The sequence below is a fragment of the Corynebacterium sp. genome (assembly GCF_052107835.1).
GTDB lineage: Bacteria > Actinomycetota > Actinomycetes > Mycobacteriales > Mycobacteriaceae > Corynebacterium.
In genome coordinates this window covers 13,101-33,574 of sequence record NZ_JBQEDF010000038.1, presented here as the reverse complement: position 1 = coordinate 33,574, position 20,474 = coordinate 13,101, and the positions used below count along the sequence as shown (strand labels likewise).

Below are 20,474 nucleotides of genomic sequence, written 5' to 3'. Positions count from 1 at the left end.
GGCGGCGATGGTGCTGTCGGGCATGGGACGCAGCCCGATGTCGTTCATCTTCCCGTAGGAGGGGTTACCGGGGTACCTTCCTTGTCATGCCACCCAAAGACACAACCACCGCCATCTACGTGCGGATATCAGAGGACCACCAGGACGGGGCCGGGGTGAAACGGCAGGAAACGGAGTGCAGGGCACTAGCGGACCGGCTGGGGCTGGAGGTCACCACCGTCTATGCCGACAACGACATATCCGCCTACCGGGGCAAGCACCGGCCCGGCTTCACCGCGCTCCAGGACGCAATGGCCGCCGGGGAGGTGGGAGCCGTGATCGCATGGGCACCAGACCGTATCTCCAGGCAAGTGGCAGAGGCAGAGGCGTTTAAGGCCGGGGCCCGGCTGGCCGGGGTCCGACTCCTCTACGTCCAGGGAGGTGAGATGGACCTCACGGACCCTAACGCTGACCTGTTCTCGCACCTATCCGCCGCCGTGAGTCAGTGGGAGTCCGCCATCAAGGGAAAGAGAATCGCCGCCGCGTACAAGCAACGGGCCCTGTCTGGCCGTCCTCCCCGCGCTGGCCGCCGGTACGGATACCGCATAACGGACAACGGAGACTGGGAGATTGTCCCGCATGAGGCAAAGGTCTACAGGGAGGCCGTGGAGAACATCCTGGCCGGTGCCTCCGTGCGCTCCCAGGTGTCCCGTATCAACGCGCTGGGGGAGGACTATTGGGCACCTGCCAGGAAGAAACGGGCCACCGGGGAGGTCAACCGTGCCCGGTGGGCCGGTACAACGTTCCGCCGCTCTCTCATGCGTGCAGACACCGCCGGGATTGTGGTCTACCAGGGGGAGGAATACCCGGACGTACAGGCACAATGGCCAGCCATCATCACCCCAGACCAGCACCGCGCTATCGTCGCTCTGTTGAGCAACCCAGACCGGACCACCAACCCCGGTATGCCGGGACGGACCCCGGCCTACCTGGGGACCGGGCTCTACCGTTGCGGTGGCTGTGGTGAGACGTTGGTGTCCTGGCATGACGGCAAAGACAAAGGGGGCCACGCGGTGATGGCCTACACCTGTCGTGCAGCGGACACCCAGCGCCATGGCACCAGCGCGGTGAAGAAAACCCACATCACATGTCGCATGACCAACGTGGACGCTGTTGTGGAGGCCGCCGTCCTGCAACGTCTTGCCCGGGCCGACATACAGCAAGCCGTGGCCGCCGCCTCCGTGGACCCCGCCGGGCTCCAGGAACATCTGGCCACCCGTTCCGCGCTCCAGGTGGAACTGCGTGAACTGGGGGAGGCCATCGGACGGGGAGACCTCACGGTTGCTCAAGGGGCCGCCGCGTCCCGTGGCCTGAATGACCGCCTGACAGCGGTGAACCGTGAGATAGACCAGCGCGACCATTCCGGGGTGCTCACGGACCTGGGGGAGGCCGTGATGGACCCGCACCGGTGGTGGGAGTCCGCCACCATCGTGGCCCGGCGTTCCGTGCTTGAGGCACTGGCCGTGGTCACCGTGGAGCCGGTGAAGAAACGGGGCCAGTTTGACCCGTCCCGGGTGGCGTTTGAGTGGCTGGTCTAGTCCGCCGCCGGGGTGTCCGTTTCGTCCTCCAGGTCCTCTCTGGAGCCCTGGTGTTCCAGCAACGCCTCAAGCACTTCCGGGACCTTTCGCTTGCTGGGTACCCGGTCCTCACGGGGGAGGATACGGGCTCCCTTACGGCGTAGGTATCCGCCGGGCTTCATCTGGGTGGACAGCCTTTCGTCCAGTTTCGACGGTTTAACACCAGTAACAGTCTCTGGGGCCAGTTCACGGAGCCGGTCATACAGTTGGACCTGGGTAAGGCCGTGGTCATCCTCACCCCCAGCGGTAAGGGCAGAGGTCACAATCCACATGAGTTCCCCCAGGGTGGGCAAGGCGGGGTTGCGCTTGCCGTTCACCTGGTGCGGTACCTCGTCCTCTGGGAACACGTCATGTAGGGCCGCGTCCAACGCTGGCATGAGGTCCGCCGGGGTCACCGGGGTGTCCTTTTCCGGGTTGTAGGGAATGAACCGGACGATGGTGGAAACGTCCTTGTCGTTGGTCGCCAATTCATCCCAGGGCCGGGAATCAATCTCCATCTTGCCCACGTAGTTGGTTTCCGGGTCCGCCCGGCGGATTACGTCACCGCGCTTGTCCTTGGTGAGGTAGAGCGCGAAAGAGCCCACGCCGCCGGGCCGGGGTGCCGTGATCGGATGGACGGTATAGGCCGCACCGGATACCTGGGCCCGTTTCTGTACCGTTCCCAGCGCTTCCGCACCACCCTTGGTGTTCGCTCCCTTACCCGTGTGGTCAATTGACCAGACACTGGCACTGGTACGGGCCAGCGGTGCCAGGTTCTCGCTCTCCCACTTGGTGTAGGCCGTGGCTGAATTGTCATCCACACCAGCGGCACCCAGCGCCTTAGAGATACCGTCCACCACGATGGCCTTGAACTGTCCCCAGTCCTCCAGTACCTGGTCAATGTCGGCCACCTTGCCGTTCTCCACTTCGGGCTCAATACGGAGGAACTGCTCACGCTCCAGGTACTTCCCGCAACCCAGCGCACGCATACGCCGCGCAATGGCCGCTTCGTGGTCCTCATAGTCAATCAGTAGCGCCGGGTGCCCCATGACCAGAACCTGTCTCAAAGCCTCCAGGCCAACCCATGACTTCCCGGAACTGGACGGTCCCGATATGCCGTTGGTGGCCTCTCCATACCCCAGGCCAGACAGAAACGTGGCCGGTTCAATGAGGTCCCCACCGGCGGCAAGTTCCTTGTTGACCTTGGCCATGTCGGACTGGCCACGGTACAACCGCCGCCGTGACCCCTCCGTGTAACGGACCTCTGCCGTGGCACGGCTCAACTTGGCCCGGGCCGCGTCCTTGGCCTCCTTGTTCAAGTCGCGCTGGAGACCCACCGCTACGTCATAGGTGAGTTCACCGCCATCCAGCATGGCCTGGACCTCATCACACAGCACCGGGTCATTCCGCCCCCGTGGGGGACGCTTACGGTTGGCTGCCGTTCGGGCCATCGTCGCCACCCGCTTGGACTTAGCGGTATCGGGACCACCAACGGGCTCCAGCACCGTGGACAGGTTCGGGACCGGGACGCACCGATTACCGGCGTAGAGGTACAGCCCCGTAGCGGGGTCACGCACGCCCACCTTTGTCCCGATATCCACAGCGTCCCCAACGGCGTACATGGCGGTGCCGTGGCCGGGCTTGAGGGGGTCTGGGTAGTTCATGGTGTGCCCGGCGGCCTTAAGGTCCTCCGTTGTGCCCCACATCTCTGCCAGACCAGAGGCACCCAGGTGGATACCTTTGTCCGTCACACGGAGGTGAGGCACACCCAGCGCGGTGGCCAGGTCCGCCGTCGTGGTGGTCGCCTTAGTCATTTTCACCACCGCCGTGATGGTGTTTCCGCTGGACATGGGCATGTCCATGTCGTAAGGTGGTCATCTGTTCAAACCTTTCGCCCCCACATCCCCTGGTCCGGGAGTGGGGGCATTTTCGTGTGATGGATGGGCTACGGGGTAGGTAGCGGTGCCGGGGCTCTACTGGTCGGACCCGGATGACTCACGGAGGTACGTGGTCGCGGCCACGTCCTGGTCCCGGAACTGTTGGTAGGCAATCGCTTGGGCAAACGTCAGATACTGGGGGTCATCCTGGTCCAGGTAGATACGCTTGGACAGGTCCTCCGCCAGGTCCACCAGGACTCCGTGCTGGATGAACTTACGGTGGGAACGGAGGAACTCCGCCGCCGCCAGGTGGGTGAAGTCGTAGACAGAACTCACTGGTGATCGCCCCTTACGCCGTAGTGAGGACCCGGACCACAGCGGACCGGGTGTTGTCGGATAGTTCTGGGGCCGCGTACCCCGCCGCACGTCCCACGGCCTTGCAGCGGGTAGCGGTAGTGCGTGCCTGTCGTGCCAGGACACGCATGAGGTGGGCCCGGATGGGGTCAAGGTGCGCGGTGGTCACTTGAGGACCTCCAGCAAGTCCTGGACCTGTTCCGGTCTAAGGTCCACGCCGGGGTACTGGTCGCGGATGGACTGGAAACGGTACCCAGCGGTGGCCTCAATGAGGTCCTGGACCAACGGGGTGTGGTCAGAGTCTGGGTGGTGCCGCCGTGCCGCCGCGTATCGTCCGCTGGCTGTGTCAAGACGGTGACGTGTGTACGTAGTCATCGTGGTTGTTCCTGTCTGCCTAGCGTCCAACTACGACGGCTAGGGCCGGTGGTTCTACGGCAAACAGGAACGTGATGACCGCGTGGTCCCCTACCCGCGTCATGCCGATTGTGCGCGGGGCTCCAGACCCTTACGGCCACCGGTGGCGGGGGAGGGGCACTAGATGTGGTCCCAGCCTATCGGTGGAATACGGACCAATGTAGGGCACGGCGGGGCAGACTGCAAACTCCTAACCAGGCGTTAATGTGGCGGTGGACCCGGCCATCTAGTGGTGAACATGGCGAGTCTTTGAGAACCCACCCCCACATGTTGTGGTCCGGTGCGCGGAATAGGACGGGTGCCCCAGCGTCCCGGCGGTGCCCATCGGAGGGGTCTGAAACCACCGCTCTGGAGGGGGTCAAAATGGGGCTCTGAATCGGTGCCAAATCGGAAAACCCGGCACCGGTTCGGCACCGGTGCCGCGCACCGGTTCGGCACCGCCCTGGAACCACTTTTCACGGCACCGGTTTTTGGCCCTATATCCCCAGCTTATGAGGGGTGAAGATACCCGTTTTCAATCGGTGCCGCACCGGTGCCGCACCACCCTACAATTTGCCCTGGTCCCACCGGTCCCCAGTCTATATAAGACTGGGGACCGGGAAAGGGGACTGGTGCCGGGGGAATGAATGATGATCTTCCACCCCGTCCCCAGGCTCTCGGATGGCTGGGTGTCGGATGGCTGGGTCACGCCGTGGACGAGCCGCGCTGTGTGGTGAGTCAGTCGCGGTGGCTGGTCGGACGATGTTGAGCGAGAGCGAGAACCTCAAGAGCCGTGGAGTCTGGAGCCAGGCCGCGCTGTGTCTCGCTGTGCTGTGGTCAGTCAGTCTCGCTCCAGGACCTCACGCGCTGTGGTCAGTCAGTCGCTGTGGTTCACGCGCTGTGACTCAACCTCAAGCGAGAACCTCTCGCAACTCACGCGCTGTGACTCAACCTCACATCGTGAACTCATCACAACATCGACGGAATCAACGCTGACTGTTCGCGTGAGCGACTTTCACGGCTCTCAAGTGTCATTGTTCGTCCAAGGACTTTCAACGCGGGAAAAATGGCCAAAACAGGACGTTTCGCGCTCCACAACTTCACGCGCTATTCTCGCTGCCGTGGCTCCCACATCCTTAACAAGTTCTAAGGGTGGGGGGTGTCTCCCCCTCCCCGGCCCTCCCCGGCCCCCCAGCGTATAGCCTGGTCCAGATGATGTCTCCCAAATCAGGCCACCCCAAACTTAACTATTCTTATGTTTCATTTTTGAGGTCACCCTAACTTACCGTTCGGGACCCGTTTTCCCGCGTGACCGGCCCGGTTACATTTTCAGGCTGACCCAATTCAGGCCGATACCGCCGTTGTCCCGAAACGTCCAGTGACAGTCATCTTTCAGGAAAACCCAGGGAGCCGGGACCCCGCGAACAGGCACACACCGACGACAGCGGCAACACCTACTGGTCCGCCCGGGACCTCTCCCAGGCCATGGGCTACGCATAATGGCGCGACTTCACCAACGTGGTGTCCCGCGCCATGGACGCTGCCGAGAACGTTGGAATGGACGTGGCCAGCAATTTTGCGGACAATCGCAAAATCTCCGCCACTAAGCCGTGCCAGGACTTCCACCTCACCCGCCACGCCGCCTACCTGGTCGCCACCGCCGGGACACCCCACCCCACCAGGCGCCATAACACCTGCTAATCAACTTGATAGCCCCGCCCTATCCTGGCAAGATGACCGACATGACACCGACACAGAATGACCCCACCAACGTCTTCACCCGCCGCGTGGAGACCATCCAGGACATTTTCTCCCCCATCGGGACCTCACCCGCCGTGGCCTCCCAGATGTTCGACACCGACACCGCCATCACGAAGAAACTCCAGGACTTGGACGGGAAAGTGGCCGGGCCGTCCGATGAGGACCTCACCGCCGCTGGGACGGCCTACGCCTCTGGCAAGGGCTTGAGCAAGGTCACCACGGCTCTCCAGGCTCCAGAGGTCACCGGGCCGCGATACGCCGCCATCCGGGCCGCTGCACAGCGTGAACTGGTCCGCCGTGGTGACCTCCCAGAGTTCGCCACCGCCGCGCTGATTGACTCCATGCGTCAATCGGTCACCGACTACCTCACCGCCACCGCCAATGCCGCCGCGACTGCCCTGGAGGACCTCCCCGCCGCCGCCGTGGCCTCCATCCGGGCCGGTAAGCGTGCCTCCCAGGTGGACAACCTCATTGACCTGCGTACCACCGCCACGTCCGATATCGGACGGTTGCGAGACACCGCCGGGGTGTGGTCCACCCTGTGGGAGGGAGCCGGGGCCGCTAGTACCCGTTCTGCATGGGCCCGGATGTTCAACACGCTGGCCACCGGTTCCACCTCTCCCCACGGAGGTACCCAGTTCGCCCAAGGGTCAACCTCATGGTGGGCAGTGTGGTTCCCGGCTAAGGGTATCGCCGCGCTGGCCGTGGGCTATCGTCCCGAGACCGTCATCCTCAACGGGCTGGCAGAGTTCGCCCCGTTGTCGGACCCGTTTGGGGAGGACCTGGCCGTCTATGAGCACCGGCTCCGTGCCGGTGGTGGCGTGGAGTCCATGTGTGCCGGTCGCACGGATATCATGGCCGCCGCGCTGCGTCGTGAGGAACCGGCCATGGCCTCTGCCACCGCGCTCAAGCGGTCATCCAAGCGGTACACCCTCCTGGAGCGGGTGGGACTCTCGGACCCGGCCCGTGCCCTGGATGAGTACCTCAAGATGTTCCCCGCCTACTCCAGCGACAACCCGGACGTTGCCGGTGCCACTACCGCCGTGGATGACTCCCAGGTCCCCGCGTAGCAGAGACCAGAGGCCAGACGATGGACACCCCTGGAGAGTTCGCCACATCCCCGGACCCCCGCGTCTACCCGGTTCACCGCGTGGGCACATGGCAACACGCGCTGGTCTGCCAGGCCGCCGGGGTCCCGGTGCCCGATGAGTCCGCACGGGCTCTATCCCGCTGGGACCGCCGTGACCCGTCCCTACGTCCTCCCTTGCATGCCCCAGAGATTGAGGGGCCGACTGGGGAACCATTGGACCGGGCCGCGCTATCCAGGCGCAACACCACCGCTAGAGGTGCCACCAAGCGTGCCCGTGAACTACGCACACAGGTAGCAGAGGTGGTGCGCGGTGCCGGGGGAGTCCTCCCCGCTGATGTTGCTGCACGACGGACCGCCATGAGGCTGGGAGGCAACCCAGATGAGATTCACGCCGCCATCGTCTCCCAGTTCCCCTTAGACCTGGAGGACCTGGAGGACCTGGCCAAAATGCGCGGTGGCCGTGTTGGCCGGTTCACCACCGATGACGGCGAACACCTGGCCGTGGTCCATGGCAAGGAACTGGTGGCGTACCTGGCCAACCGGACCACCACCACCGCCGCCGTGGAGACGGAGCCCGTCCCGGACGTGCCCACGGAGACCGTGGACACCGTGGAGTACATCCCCGGCCCGGACGTGCCCGTGGAGGTCACCGCCACCCCGGATGACGGGTACAGACGTATCACCCGCCGCGTCGTCTGTGAGGCACGCCGCCGGGTGGTGGATGAGGCCGCCGGGGTTACTGACCTTGCCGTGGAGTTCAACGTCCAGGATGACCTGCTGAAACAGGCCGTGACGGGCCAGTCCTGGGGTCACATCCGCCGTCCCGCACCGGTCACTGATAGGTCAAACCTATCTAGTGATAGGATCTTCCATGTGTCGTGATCGTTCGGTGGCGTACCGGCACATCGTGAGCCCCGTCCTGGCCAGTGTCCGCCTCCCCCCTTTGTCGGTAGGGGAGAGCGCGTAGACGCGACCAGGCGGGGCTCTCCCCCTTTCCAGACACCGACCGACCAACCGACCGACTGACACCACAGACAGGATGATGACGATGACCACCAACCGCACCAGTGACATTGACCGTATCGGGGCCCGTATCTATGAGCGGGGAGGTCCCAGCGAGACGGTATCCAGTGAGCCCAACGAAACGGCGCGACTGTTCCCCACCGCCACCGACATGTCCGCCGCCGCCGTGGACTCCGTGGCACGGCGTATCTACGGCGACTGGTGAGCCCGTCGTGGCCACGGTAGGGGCAAGCCGTCACCGGACCCTGGAGAACTCCCCCACGGAGTGGATACGGGCCGTGGCACGCAACGCACGGCGTGAAGCCCGGGCCGCCGGGGTGGCGTACCTCAAGGAGAAGTTGGACTGGGAGGACCTCCAGGCGATTGAGGACCGGGCTGATCTGTGGTCCCAGCGTCTCCGTGAAGCCCGGGACCGGGATGAGCGCCTAAGCGGGGAGGTCCCCCGGCCTGGAGGGGCCCAGGCGTAGAGGGAGCCGGGGCACGACGGGGGTAATGGGGATAAACATGTATTAAGCATATCGTGGGGGTGGATGTGGTGACGGTGGCGGGTATAACTGCACGTCATCGTTGGTATTGGTGATATGGGCCGGGGAGCCCGACGTGGGTTCCACCAACGTCAACGATGTTCCCGCCTCCCGACTGTTCCCCACTGCTGGGACCACCGACATGAGTCCCGCGGCCCTTGATAGCGCCGCCCGGGCCATCTACGGCGGTGGTTTCGGTGGCTAAGCTCTACACTCCGGACCCCTCCACGGTCCGACCGCCGGAGTCCGTCCGGGAGGTCGAGAGGCTGGGCACGCTCCACGAATGGTCCAAGGCCGAGGTGGAGGCCGCCCGCCGTGCCTATCTCCGTTGCAAGATCGACCTGGCGAACCTGGAGCGGGTGCAGGAACACCACCGGGACCTCTCCCGCCGGTTCATTGCCGCGAAGAACGCCTACCCCGACCAGAATGCCGCCTGATAACCTCCAGGCATGACGAAACCCCACCGGTCATCCCGGTGGGGGTTCAGTCCCGGAAACCGTAACCGGGGTACCATCTCCGTCCCGAAAAGAGACCTTTGGTAGGCCGGAGTGGCTCCGCTTCATTGATGAGCTGCGTGTATACGGAGTCAATCCTCTCCATCGAGGATTTCAGGACACGGACGGCTATGGATATCCTTTCACGGTCCATATCGTTCAAGGTTACGAGCCTCTCCCCCTCAATGTCTTCGAACCGCCCCTCTAGGGTTCCTGAAACCTTTGACATTTGCAGTGCAACAGTGAACACGCGTAGGGCTTCCCTTGCACTGTCGTACTCATCCTTAATCAGCGGGCTAAAAGAACGGCTATGGAGAGACAGGTAGGTCTCTGTAAACTTATTCTTGAGTTGAATGTACTCAATGAGCGTACTGTTCGATTCCCGCTCAATTTCTTCCGCAATGAGAAACAATTGCGCGAACCTATCGCGTTCAGCGATGTATATTTCCGCTATCCGCCCGTCGCGGTTTTGCTGCCTAGCGATCCTGTTTCCCCAAACTACCCCTATGACACCGAACAGGCCGCTAGCCCCGGCCGTAATCAACGCCACCGCGATATCTCCACCATCCATCCCGTCAAGATAGTTCACCTCTCCGAACAGTCACACCTCCGCTCCCCCGCGGGGGTACCCGCGCGGGTGGAGGACGCGCGGTCAGTCCGTGGTCAGGTAGTTTATCGACCTCCGGTGTATCTGCTAATGGGGTGGAAACCCCACCTCTGGATTCCCGCTGATGATGCTCGGCTCCCTGGCAATGATGATCAGTCCCGGCGGGCAGGACGTCGACGAGATCAGGAGGGGTTTCCACCGGCACATCGACGCGCTGACCGATTCCCTGCACCGGGCGCGCCGGGACCAGTTGTCCCGCATGGCGCTGAGCCGTCCGCACCCCCAGTCGCTGTGGACGTTCGCGCAGCCCGGGGATGGGACCTCCGGCGTCCCCGGGCACACCGGTGAGGTGGGTGAGCCCGGTGTGGTGCGGATCGGCACGGCGGTCCAGGCGCCGGACGACCCCCTGGAGATCCCGGTGGATGCCCCACCGGAGGACCTGGAGCCGGTGTGCGCCACCACGCTGCGGGATCTGGCGGGCAGCTACGCCACCGTCGAGGCACCGGTGGCGGTGGACCTGCGCGAGTTCGACTGCGTGGTGGTCACCGGTCCCGGTGCCCCCGGCCTGGTCCGGGCGGTGCAGGGGCAGTTGGTGCTGCAGGACGCGTCGGCGGTGACCCTCAGCGGTCCGCACGACCGGTGGCTGCCGCACGACGGGCCGCTGCAGGTGCGCTTCGTCCACGTCGGTGACGGTGCCGGGTCTGCGGGAGACCCTGTCCCCACCCCGGTGTCGGGCGGCGGCACGGTCACGGTGCTCGCCGACCCGGACGGCGGTGCCGTGGCCGCCGCCTGGCACGATATCGCCCGCAGCGCAGGGCTCCTCCTCCGGGTGGACGGGGCGGGCGGGGTGCTGAGCGCCTGGACGGTGGACGGCTGGCGGCCGTTCGCCACCGCCGACCACCTCAGCGACGTCGAATTGTCCGCGCTGTGCCGGTCGAGGACCTCACGCCGGACGGCGTCCTCCCTCCTGGACCTGGACGGCGGGGACCTGCGGGCCCCCATAGGGTTCGCTCCGGCCCCGGTCTACCTGGACATCCGGGAGTCCGCCAAGGGTGGAATCGGCCCGCACGGTCTGTGCATCGGTGCGACGGGCAGCGGGAAATCCGAGCTTCTCAAGGCCGTGGTCACCAGCTTCGCCCACCAGCACACCCCCGGGGAGCTCAATTTCGTGCTGATCGACTTCAAGGGCGGGGCGGCGTTCACCGGTCTGGAACGCCTGCCGCACACCTCGGCGGTGATCACCAACCTCTCCGACGAGGCCGCCCTGGTCGACCGGATGCAGGATTCGCTGCTCGGTGAGATGCACCGCCGCCAGGAGAAGCTGCATGCCGCGGGACTGTCCACCGCCTTCGACTACAACCGTGCACACCCCGGTGAGATGCCCGCACTGTTCATCATCGTCGACGAGTTCTCGGAACTTCTCCACGCCCGCCCGGAGTTCGCCGAGGTCTTCGCCGCGATCGGACGCCTGGGCCGAAGCCTGCAGATGCACCTGCTGCTTGCCAGCCAACGACTGGAGGAGGGACGGTTACGCGGCCTGGAATCCCACCTGTCCTACCGCATCGCCCTGCGGACCTTCTCCGCGTCGGAGTCACGGCAGCTCATCGGATCCACCGCAGCCCATGAGCTCCCGTCCACCCCGGGGGCGGCGATCCTGTCGTCCACCGGGCAGGTCCGGTTCCAGTCCGCCTACGTGTCCGGCCCGGAAGTTCCCCGGGACCAGCGCCTGATCTGCGAGCTGGGGGTCGAACCGGAATCGACGGGCACCACGATGGAGCTGGTGGTCGACCGGCTGGCCGGTCCGAACCGGAACCCGATCTGGTTGGAGCCGTTGCCGGAGATCCTCCCGGCGAGCACGGTGATGACCGGTGACGGGCAGGCACCGCTGACGGTGAACATCGGCCTGGAGGACCTGCCCTTCGACGGGGTGCAGCGCCCCTTCACCCTGGATCTGCGCCGTCGTCACTGGGCGGTGGTCGGACAGCCGGGCACAGGCAAGACCACGCTGGTGCGTTCGCTGGTGCTCGGCCTGGCACTGACCTCCCCCGGGGTGGCGGTGTACGTCGTCGATCCCGGCGGGTCCCTCCGGGATCTGGAACGACTGCCGCAGGTCGCGTGCGTTGTCGGCTCGGACATGGTGCCCCGCGTCCTTGATGAGCTGGAGCAGGACGGGGACGGGGATGGGGTCGTCCACCGCGTCCTCGTCATCGACGGGGTCGACGCCGTTGGCGAGGAGGACCGCCGACTGGCCGCACTGGCCGGCGGTGGTTTGGAGCGCGGTGTGCATGTGGTGGTCACCTCACTGCGGTGGACCTTCCGCCCGAGCCTGCGCGACCTGCTTACCGGCGCGGTGGAACTGCGGTTGACCCCGGCGGACTCCACTTTCCGCGACGCCCAGCGCACCCTCCCGGACCATCCGGGGCGGGGAGTGTCGCCCCACGGCAAGCACCTCCAGGTCGCCTACTCCGATGCCCAGGACGTGGAGCACGCGCGCCGGACCAGTGCGGAGCGCGGGGAGACCGGCAGAACACTGCGGGTGCTGCCCGGGAAGCTCCCGTTCACGGATCTCGTGGACAGGGGAGGTGCCCGTGTCCCCCTGGGGCTCGGCGGGCCGCGTCTGGGGACCGTGACCTGGGACATGGCCGCCCTGCCGCACCTGACGGTCGTCGGGCAGGCACGGTCCGGGGCGACGACGGCCCTGCGCACGGTGATCGAGGCCGCCACGACGCGTCCGGGCACCGAACTGCTGGTCGGGGACGCGCGCCGCGGTCTGCTCGGGGCACCGGGCTACTGTTCCCCGACAGTATTCGCCGTGCGCCTGCGGGAGTGGGTGGACGTGCTGACCGCCCGGATCCCCGGGGAGGACACGGACCTGACCCCGGAGGTGCTGCGCACCAGGAGCTGGTGGGATGGTCCGGAACTGATCGTGGTCGTCGATGACCTCGACCATTCGATGGACCTGGCGGCGGCGGTGGATCTGCTGGTCCCGTTGCTGCCGCATGCCGGGGACATCGGACTGCACCTGGTCACCGCGCGGCGCAGTGCGGTGATGGGGCGCAGCGCCTACACCCCGTTGATGCAGGGCGTGCGCGACCAGACCGCATGGGTGCTGTTGTCCGCCCCGCGGGAGGACGGGCCGGTTGCAGGTCAGGTCCTGTGCACCCGCGCGCCGGGACGCGGAATGCTGGTGCAGGGCGATGCGGTGGAGATCCAGGTGGCGACGGTAGTCGCCGAGACAGTGGAGGTGGGGGCATGAGTGGGGCACCCGGGACACTGGGGCTGGTTCCCGGTGCGGTGGCATTGTCGGAGTCCGGGATCCTGGTCAACGGGCTGTGTGTGACGGACCTGCTCAGCGGGTTCGAGGTGACCGGCGAGGAGCCCGGGGACGCTCCCGGGGAACCCTCGCCCGGCTACCGGGGTTCGGGTGTTCCCCTGCAGCGTCTGGAGGCGGTCCGGGAACTGGTGGAGGAGGCGATGTCGGTCCGTGCCGGCGAGCCCGAACTGACCAGTGCGAATCCGGTGCAGCCACGGACGGTGTTCCCCTGGGGAATCGGGATTGCGGTGTCGGACGTCCTGGTCGTGGGGCCGGACAAGGAGGCCGCGGCGTCCTACCTGCGCGTGATGGGGTTCCGGGCGAGGACGGTGGACGCCACCGCCGCATTGCGCACCGCCGGTGACCTGGCGGCCGCGCGTGCGGTGGTGCAGGACGGTGGGTTGCCGGAGGAGTCCGGGGATGCAGGGGAGACCGCGCCGGTGGAGGTGGACCCCGGTCCGTCCGACGATCTTCCGGTGTCTGGCACTGACACGGGAACCGACCGTGCTCCCGGGCGGCGGACCGGCCTTCTCGCGGTGTCGGCCGCCGTCCTCGTTGCGGCTGCGGTCGTCGCATTCACTGTGGTGCAACCGGCGGGTGACGGCGGGGTGACCGCGCAGGAGAAGGGAACGGCACCCGCGCAGTCGTCCAGCATGCCGGTGCGTCCTGCGGAACCGGACACGGCCCCCGGACCCTCCCCGGAAGGCTGGCGTGAGATGCACACAGGAGACGGGGTGCCCGAGGATCCCGCGGCCGGTGCAGGGGAGACCGCCAGGATCAGTGTGCAGGCGGACGTCCCGGGCTGGGCGGTGAGTGAGACCACCGCCGAGCGGGAGATCTGGACGTCCGCGGACGAGGGGATGCGCGTCCTGGTCGCCGCAGCGCCGACACCGGCCGGGACCCAGGAGGAACTGGATGCAGCGGTACTGCGGGTGCTCGACGGGATGGACGGCACGGAGGCCGTGAACGTGACAGCCAGGTCGCCGGTGGACTACGAGGAGGAGTTCCCCGAGTCGACGACGACCTGGCGGGTGCGGCTGATCGACGGCCACCAGGTGTCGGTGGGCTGTCAGTACCGCGGGTACTCGATGGAGCGGATGGAGGTCTGCGACCGGTTCACCGCGACCGCTCGGGTGAGGTGAACCGGACGACGGTCACGCGGGAGTGTCGGCGGTGATCTTCGCGCCGGTCTCCTCGATCTCCTTGACCTCGTGCGGCAGCGGCTCGGGATCGTCCATCAGCTTGCCGGCCTTGCGGTCCGCGAGGTACTGCTTCATCTCCTCCTTGACCTTCGGGGCCAGGACGATCATGCCCGCCATATTGATGAAGATGCACATGAACAGGGCAGCATCGGCGAAGTCGATGACGTTGCTGAAGGACATCATGCAACCGACGACCACCAGCACGCAGAGGACGACACGGTAGACGTTGTCCGTCCAGTTCTGCGTTCCGAACAGGTGGCGCCATGCCTGGATGCCGTAGTAGGACCAGGTGATCAGGGTGCAGAACGCGAACAGGAACACAGCCAGCGCGAGGATCACCGGGAACCAGGAGATGACCGATTCGAAGGCGTCCGAGGTGACCACGATGTCACCCGGGCCGCCACCCTCGGCGGCCTGCTGACGGGCCTCATGGTAGGAGGGCTGGTCGGCGACGATGATGATCAGGGCGGTCATCGTGCAGATGACGACCGTGTCGATGAAGGGCTCGAGCAGGGCGTTGAAGCCCTCCGAGATCGGGCGGCGGGTCTTCACCGCGGAGTGGGCGATCGGCGCGGAGCCGACACCGGCCTCGTTGGAGAAGAACGCGCGCTGGAAGCCGATGAACATGACACCCACGACACCACCGGCGACGCCCTCGGGGCTGAAGGCACCCGAGACGATCTCGCCGAAGGCGGCCCCGAGGTTGGTGAAGTTCGCCGCGAGGACGATCAGCCCGGCGGCGATGTAGATGATGGCCATGGCCGGGACGATCTTCTCGGCGACTGCGCCGATGGACTTGATGCCGCCGATGATCACCAGGGCGATCAGGAGGGCCATGCCCAGGCCGAACAGGAGGGCTGCGATGTCCGATCCCATCCAGCCGTCGTTGCCGCCGGTCACACTGCGGACCTGCGCGAATGCCTGGTTGGCCTGGAACATCCCGCCGCCGAGCCAGCCGAACAGCAGGATGGCGACGGCGAACAGGGCGGTGATGATCATCACCGGGACCTTGCCGAGCTTGCGGAAGGCGACCTTGAGGTACTGGAACGGGCCACCGTGGACGGTGCCGTTCTCGTCGATCTTGCGGTACTTCACGCCGAGCGTGCACTCCACGAACTTGGTGCACATACCGATGAGGCCGGCGCAGATCATCCAGAAGGTGGCGCCCGGACCACCGAGTGAGACAGCCGCCGCCACGCCGGCGATGTTTCCCATGCCGACGGTTGCCGACAGTGCGGAGGCCAGAGCCTGGAAGTGGGAGACCTCGCCCGGATCGCTGTCCCGACTCCATTTACCACGGATCACCTCCATCGAGATGTTCATCGCGCGGAACTGAATGAAACCGAAGTAGATGGTGAGGCTGATTCCGACCACGATGGCGGCCAGCACGACAAGTTTGATGTTGGGGAAAGGTTCCCAGAAGATGATTCCGCCGAAGACGGATTCGATCCCGCCGAACCAATCGTCGATAGTGCTGGCAACCCCTGAGAGACCGGTGTCCACCGTGTCATCCTGTGCCTGTAACAGTCCTGGATCTGGGCTCATAGTCCTCTTTCTCCTCTGGGTGCTGGGACGTTGGAGTCGTTCGAGTCACTTACTGGAGCGAGGATCTGCTCCCGCTACCTGGGGCAAGAATCTATCGGGCCCGCATTTCAGCGAGTTTCGGAGGAGATGATGAGGGTGTAACCGGATTGTTTCAGTTGTGAATCACAGTCAGGCATCCCACGTACCGACTCTCGCGGGACATGAGAGTAGGCGACGCAGGGAACTTTCGTGGGAGAATGTAGAAAAATACACCTCCGGCACTACTTACATTGTGTAAGTGACCAGGTGACGGAAATTCACTCTGGTGGGGAGGTGTATATATTCACAGTGAGCCAGTGAACCGGCGGTGGCGTGGCGGGGGCGTGACCCTGACGCGGCGGTCCTAGTCCAGGACGCGGCGGGCGGGGCCGGTGGAATCGACCCGGTTGAAGCGCGTGAGCTGGGTGACGTGCTCCGGGGAGAGCTCCGCCAGGGAGTTGACCTGCAGGAGCTTCATGGTGCGCTCGATCTGGGAGCGCAGGATCTCGATCGTCCGGTCCACGCCTTCCCGTCCGCCGGCCATCAGGCCGTAGAGGTAGGCGCGTCCCACCAGGGTGAAGTCGGCGCCGAGGGCGATGGAGGCCACGATGTCCGCGCCGTTCATGATGCCCGTGTCGACTATGATCTCCATGTCGTCGCCGACCTCACGCACCACCTCGGGCAGCAGCTGGAAGGGCACGGGTGCCCGGTCGAGCTGGCGTCCGCCGTGGTTGGACAGGACAATGGAGTCCACGCCCAGGTCCGCCAAGGTCTTGGCGTCCTCGACGTTCTGGACGCCCTTGACCGAGATCTTCCCCGGCCACATCTCCCGGATGATCTCCAGGTCCTTGTAGTTGATGGTGGGGTCCATCGCGGAGTCGAGCAGTTCACCGACGGTGCCGCCGGTCGAGGACAGGGAGGCGAACTCGAGCGGCGGGGTGGTCAGGAAGTCGACCCACCACCACGGCCGGGGAATGGCGTCGAGGATGGTCTTCGCGGTCAACTGCGGCGGGATGGCGAAGCCGTGGCGGGTGTCGCGCATGCGGTTGCCGGCGACCGGGGTGTCGACGGTGAAGAAGAGGGTGTCGAACCCGGCCTTGGCGGCCCGCTCGACCAGGCCGTAGGAGATGTCGCGGTCCTTCATAACGTAGAGCTGGAACCAGTTACGTCCCTGCGGGTTGGTGGCCTTGACGTCCTCGATGGAGGTGGTGCCCAGTGTGGAGAGGCTGAAGGGGATTCCCGCGGCTGCGGCGGCTCCGGCACCGGCGATCTCGCCCTCGGTCTGCATCAGCCGGGTGAAGCCGGTGGGGGCGATGCCGAAGGGGAGGGCGGAGGTACCGCCGTGGATGTGGGCGGTGGTGTCGATCTGCGAGGCGTCCTTGAGGATCGAGGGGTGGAACTCCACGTCCTCGAAGGCCTGCCGTGCCCGGGCGATGGAGATCTCACCCTCGGCGGCGCCGTCGGTGTAGTCGAAGGCGGACGCCGGTGTGCGCCGCTTGGCGATGTCACGCAGGTCGTGGATGGTCAGGGCGGAGCTCAGCCGACGCTTTTTCGCGTTGAACTCCGGCTTCTTGAACTTCATCAGTGCGAGGATCTCGTCGGGGTGCGGGAACTGGCGTGTGACCATGGTCAACTCCTTGTGTGGGGTGTGGGGTACATAGTTGAGGCTACGCTTATTTACGGCAGCATCCAGTCCAGGACGGTGGCCTGCAGTCCGTTGATCAGGCAGATTACGACCAGCATCCCGAGGCTCCAGAACATGACCTTGCGCAGGATCTCGGACTCCCGGCCCGCCAGCCCGACCGCGGTCGCGACGATGGTGAGGTTCTGCGGGCTGACCAGCTTCGCGACCACGCCACCGGAGGTGTTGGACGCCACCATCAGGGCGGGATCCAGGTCCGCCTGCACGGCGGCGGTCTGCTGCAGGGTCGCGAACAGAGCGTTCGCGCTGGTGTCGGAGCCGGTGACCGCCGTGCCGAGCCAGCCGAGGACCGGGGCGAAGAAGGCGAAGGCCGCCCCCGCACCGGCGATCCAGAAGCCGATGGTGATGGTCTGGCCGGACTGGTTCATCACGTAGGCCAGCGACAGGACCGCGGCCACGGTGAGGATCGAGAAGCGCATCTTCACGAGGTTCTCCCAGTACGCCATCACGGCGACCTTCGGGGAGACCCGGTAGACGATCGCCACGAGGATGCCGGTGATCAGCAGCAGTGTGCCCGGTGACGACAGCCAGGTGAAGTTGAAGACGGTGGAGGACGTGACCTCCCCGTCCGAGGTGAGGACGTTGCCGTGCAGGCCGGGCCACTCGATGGCGACGTCCGTGCCGTTCAGGAAGTCCTTGACCGGGTCCCACAGCTTGGCGATGGAGAACACGATGATGACCATCAGGTAGGGCACCAGCGCCATGAAGGTGCGCCACGGGGTCAGTGCGCGGGTCGTGGTGTCGCCCTCGCCGGCTGTGCCGGCGGCGGTCTCGGTGCCCGCGACGTCCTGGACGTCCCCTTCCTGCTCCTCCTGGTGACGTTCGGAGAGCAGCTTCCCGCGGGCCTCCTCGGTGCCCTTCGGCGACCAGAACCGCAGCATGACCACGGCCACGGCGAGACCGGACAGGGCGGAGATGATGTCGGTGAGCTCCACCGAGATGTAGTTGGCGGCGATGAACTGGGTCACCGAGAAGACCGCGCCGATGACCAGGGCGATCGGCCAGCACTGTTTGACCCCGCGCTTGCCGTCGACCAGCAGGCACAGGAACAGGGGGACGACCAGGGCGATGAACGGGGTCTGGCGTCCGACGATGGCACCGATGTGCTCGTAGTCGATGCCGGTGAGGGCGCCGGCGGTGATGATGGGTGTGGCGATCGCGCCGAAGGCGACGGGGGCGGTGTTCGCGACCAGGACGGCGACGGCGGCCCGCATGCGGGAGAAGCCGATGGCCAGCAGCATCACGCCGGTGATGGCCAGGGGTGCGCCGAATCCGGCGAGGGCCTCGAGCATCCCGCCGAAGCAGAAGGCGATGAGGATGGCCTGGACGCGTGGATCGTCCGAGATGCGGTCGATGACCGCGCGCAGGTCCAGGAAGCGGCCGGACCGCACCGTCAGTTCGTAGAACCAGATGGCGGTGACCACGATCCACATGATCGGGAACAAGCCGAAGACCGCACCCTGGGTGGCGGACAGCCCGGCGAGGGTGACGGGCATGTCGTAGACGAGCACGGCGATGACCAGTGCCACGCCGAGGGCCGCCAGGCCCGCCCAGTGGGCTTTCCAGCGCAGCAGGCCGAGTGCGACGAAGACGGTGACGAGGGGGAGTAGGGCGACGAGGGACGACAGGAAGAGGTTGTCTGCCACCGGCGCGAGGTCGGGGAGGTAGGTGGAACTCATGGGCACCTCGTGGGTGTCGGGGTGTGCGGGATACGGGACGTGACCGGTGAGGGTGACCTGCCCCACATCTGTGGTCAGACCACATAGTAAATCAAGGGAAGTTTCGCAGTCAAGACAATTTCGCGGAGTCTGGTTGTCCACCCCCGGCATGGTAGAAACAGACCATGGATGACCAGCACACCGGAGCACCCGCCCAGCGCGTCCGGACCTACCAGATGGTTGTCGACGCCATCGAGAACAGGATCCTCACCGGGGACCTGCACGTCGGTGACCTGCTCCCGCCTGAACGTGCACTGTCGGAGCAGCTGCAGGTCAGCAGGGCCGCAGTGCGTGAGGCCATCCGGGTCCTCGCCAGCCAGGGTGTCCTGGAGGCGAATGTGGGGTCCGGTGACAGGGCCGGGACGTTCATCGCCGCGATGCCCTCGGAAGCCCTGTCACGGTTTCTCACGCTGCACGTCGCACTCTCGAACTTCGGCCTGGACGAGGTGGTGCAGACCCGCACCATCCTCGAGGTCGAGAGTGTCCGTCTGGCCGCCGTGGAGCAGGACGCCTCCGCGCTGGCGGGGATGCAGGACGCGATCGAGGAGATGGAGGCACCGGGTGTCTCCCGCGAGGACTTCAATGACGCGGACACCCGGTTCCACATTGCGTTGGCGCACGGTTCCGGCAACCGGCTCTTCGCGGACATGACCCAGGCCATCCGGGAATCCCTGCGCATCCCCATCCTGCGGGGGTTCCAGGGCAACGAGGACTGGGAGGGGCTGGCCGAGGTACTGCGCGGGCACCACAGGGAGATCCTCTCCGCGGTGCGGTCCGGGGACGCGGACGGGGCTGCGTCCTGCGTGTCCCTGCACATCTCCACGGCGTACCGGGCGCTGCTGGAGTAGGGGCCAGTGGGGGCTGTGCCGGCGGATCTCCGTCGGCGGGGAACCTTTTGGGGGCCCGCGGAGTCTCTCTCCGGTGACGCTCCCGAACGGCGGGTGCGCAACCCGAGAATATGGGGAGGGACCCTTGAGTTTCAGAACTACGACCGAGGTCATGCAGACCACTGCAGGGCGGGTCGATGCAGTCAATGACCAGGTGCAGGCCGAACTCAACCGGCTGCAGGGCACCGTGGACGGGCTCACCGGAGTGTGGCGGGGGGATGCGCAGGTGTCGTTCATGCACCTGATGGCGCGGTGGAACGACTCCGCCCGGGAGCTCCGTCTGGCGTTGAACGGGATCTCGGAGAACATCCGCGGCAATGCCCGCTCGTTCCAGCAGGTCGAGGACGACAACGTCGCGGCATTCCGCTAGA

At 65.8% G+C, this 20,474-nt stretch carries 17 protein-coding genes; 11 read left to right on the top strand and 6 right to left on the bottom strand.

Annotated elements, in window-relative coordinates:
• Window positions 1-86: 86 nt before the first annotated feature.
• Window positions 87-1,577: a recombinase family protein gene (locus ACTIL2_RS10195; protein ID WP_442337360.1), complete on the top strand. Its 1,491-nt coding sequence runs from the start codon at window positions 87-89 to the stop codon at window positions 1,575-1,577.
• Here ACTIL2_RS10195 and ACTIL2_RS10190 read toward each other — a convergent pair.
• Window positions 1,574-3,445, bottom strand: a complete 1,872-nt coding sequence (locus tag ACTIL2_RS10190) for an AAA family ATPase (RefSeq protein WP_442337359.1) — start codon at window positions 3,443-3,445, stop codon at window positions 1,574-1,576. The genes ACTIL2_RS10195 and ACTIL2_RS10190 overlap by 4 nt on opposite strands.
• A gap of 123 nt (window positions 3,446-3,568) precedes the next feature.
• Entirely contained in the window at window positions 3,569-3,808 is a 240-nt protein-coding gene (locus tag ACTIL2_RS10185) for a hypothetical protein (protein ID WP_442337358.1), read from the bottom strand.
• 2,144 nt (window positions 3,809-5,952) lie between these two features.
• On the opposite strand from ACTIL2_RS10185, the gene ACTIL2_RS10180 reads away from it, so the two are divergent.
• The 6 genes from ACTIL2_RS10180 (at window position 5,953) to ACTIL2_RS10155 (ending at window position 9,054) form a co-directional block, all read left to right on the top strand.
• Window positions 5,953-7,050 carry a hypothetical protein gene (locus ACTIL2_RS10180; protein ID WP_442337357.1) on the top strand — a complete coding sequence of 366 codons (1,098 nt, stop codon included), beginning with the start codon at window positions 5,953-5,955 and terminating at the stop codon, window positions 7,048-7,050.
• Between the two features lie 377 nt (window positions 7,051-7,427).
• Entirely contained in the window at window positions 7,428-7,952 is a 525-nt protein-coding gene (locus tag ACTIL2_RS10175) for a hypothetical protein (RefSeq protein WP_442337356.1), read from the top strand.
• A 166-nt stretch (window positions 7,953-8,118) separates the two neighbouring features.
• Complete coding sequence (locus ACTIL2_RS10170) at window positions 8,119-8,298, top strand: hypothetical protein (protein ID WP_442337355.1); 180 nt, start codon at window positions 8,119-8,121, stop codon at window positions 8,296-8,298.
• A gap of 73 nt (window positions 8,299-8,371) precedes the next feature.
• On the top strand, window positions 8,372-8,560 hold the full coding sequence (locus tag ACTIL2_RS10165; RefSeq protein WP_442337354.1) for a hypothetical protein: 189 nt from the start codon (window positions 8,372-8,374) through the stop codon (window positions 8,558-8,560).
• Window positions 8,561-8,693: 133 nt separating this feature from the next.
• Window positions 8,694-8,822 (top strand): hypothetical protein, encoded by a 129-nt coding sequence (locus ACTIL2_RS10160; RefSeq protein ID WP_442337353.1) that lies wholly within the window; start codon window positions 8,694-8,696, stop codon window positions 8,820-8,822.
• Window positions 8,815-9,054 carry a hypothetical protein gene (locus ACTIL2_RS10155; RefSeq protein ID WP_442337352.1) on the top strand — a complete coding sequence of 80 codons (240 nt, stop codon included), beginning with the start codon at window positions 8,815-8,817 and terminating at the stop codon, window positions 9,052-9,054. The genes ACTIL2_RS10160 and ACTIL2_RS10155 overlap by 8 nt, the downstream gene beginning before the upstream one ends.
• A gap of 46 nt (window positions 9,055-9,100) precedes the next feature.
• Here ACTIL2_RS10155 and ACTIL2_RS10150 read toward each other — a convergent pair whose 3' ends face one another.
• Window positions 9,101-9,700, bottom strand: a complete 600-nt coding sequence (locus ACTIL2_RS10150; RefSeq protein ID WP_442337351.1) for a hypothetical protein — start codon at window positions 9,698-9,700, stop codon at window positions 9,101-9,103.
• A 142-nt stretch (window positions 9,701-9,842) separates the two neighbouring features.
• Between ACTIL2_RS10150 and ACTIL2_RS10145 the strand changes: the two genes are divergently transcribed.
• Window positions 9,843-12,974, top strand: coding sequence for an FtsK/SpoIIIE domain-containing protein (locus ACTIL2_RS10145; RefSeq protein WP_442337350.1), 3,132 nt, complete (start codon window positions 9,843-9,845; stop codon window positions 12,972-12,974).
• Entirely contained in the window at window positions 12,971-14,173 is a 1,203-nt protein-coding gene (locus ACTIL2_RS10140; RefSeq protein ID WP_442337349.1) for a type VII secretion-associated protein, read from the top strand. Before ACTIL2_RS10145 ends, ACTIL2_RS10140 begins: the two co-directional genes overlap by 4 nt.
• A gap of 12 nt (window positions 14,174-14,185) precedes the next feature.
• Here the strand turns inward: ACTIL2_RS10140 and ACTIL2_RS10135 are convergent, their stop codons facing one another.
• The 3 genes from ACTIL2_RS10135 to ACTIL2_RS10125 form a co-directional block, all read right to left on the bottom strand.
• Window positions 14,186-15,778 carry an alanine/glycine:cation symporter family protein gene (locus ACTIL2_RS10135; RefSeq protein WP_442337348.1) on the bottom strand — a complete coding sequence of 531 codons (1,593 nt, stop codon included), beginning with the start codon at window positions 15,776-15,778 and terminating at the stop codon, window positions 14,186-14,188.
• 382 nt (window positions 15,779-16,160) lie between these two features.
• The gene (locus ACTIL2_RS10130; protein ID WP_442337347.1) at window positions 16,161-17,423 is read right to left on the bottom strand and encodes an alpha-hydroxy acid oxidase; all 1,263 of its coding nucleotides are present in this window, start codon (window positions 17,421-17,423) and stop codon (window positions 16,161-16,163) included.
• A gap of 50 nt (window positions 17,424-17,473) precedes the next feature.
• Window positions 17,474-19,177, bottom strand: coding sequence for an L-lactate permease (locus tag ACTIL2_RS10125; RefSeq protein ID WP_442337346.1), 1,704 nt, complete (start codon window positions 19,175-19,177; stop codon window positions 17,474-17,476).
• A gap of 164 nt (window positions 19,178-19,341) precedes the next feature.
• Between ACTIL2_RS10125 and ACTIL2_RS10120 the strand changes: the two genes are divergently transcribed.
• Window positions 19,342-20,064 (top strand): FadR/GntR family transcriptional regulator, encoded by a 723-nt coding sequence (locus ACTIL2_RS10120; RefSeq protein ID WP_442337345.1) that lies wholly within the window; start codon window positions 19,342-19,344, stop codon window positions 20,062-20,064.
• Window positions 20,065-20,188: 124 nt separating this feature from the next.
• Complete coding sequence (locus ACTIL2_RS10115; RefSeq protein WP_442337344.1) at window positions 20,189-20,473, top strand: WXG100 family type VII secretion target; 285 nt, start codon at window positions 20,189-20,191, stop codon at window positions 20,471-20,473.
• Window position 20,474: the final 1 nt, after the last annotated feature.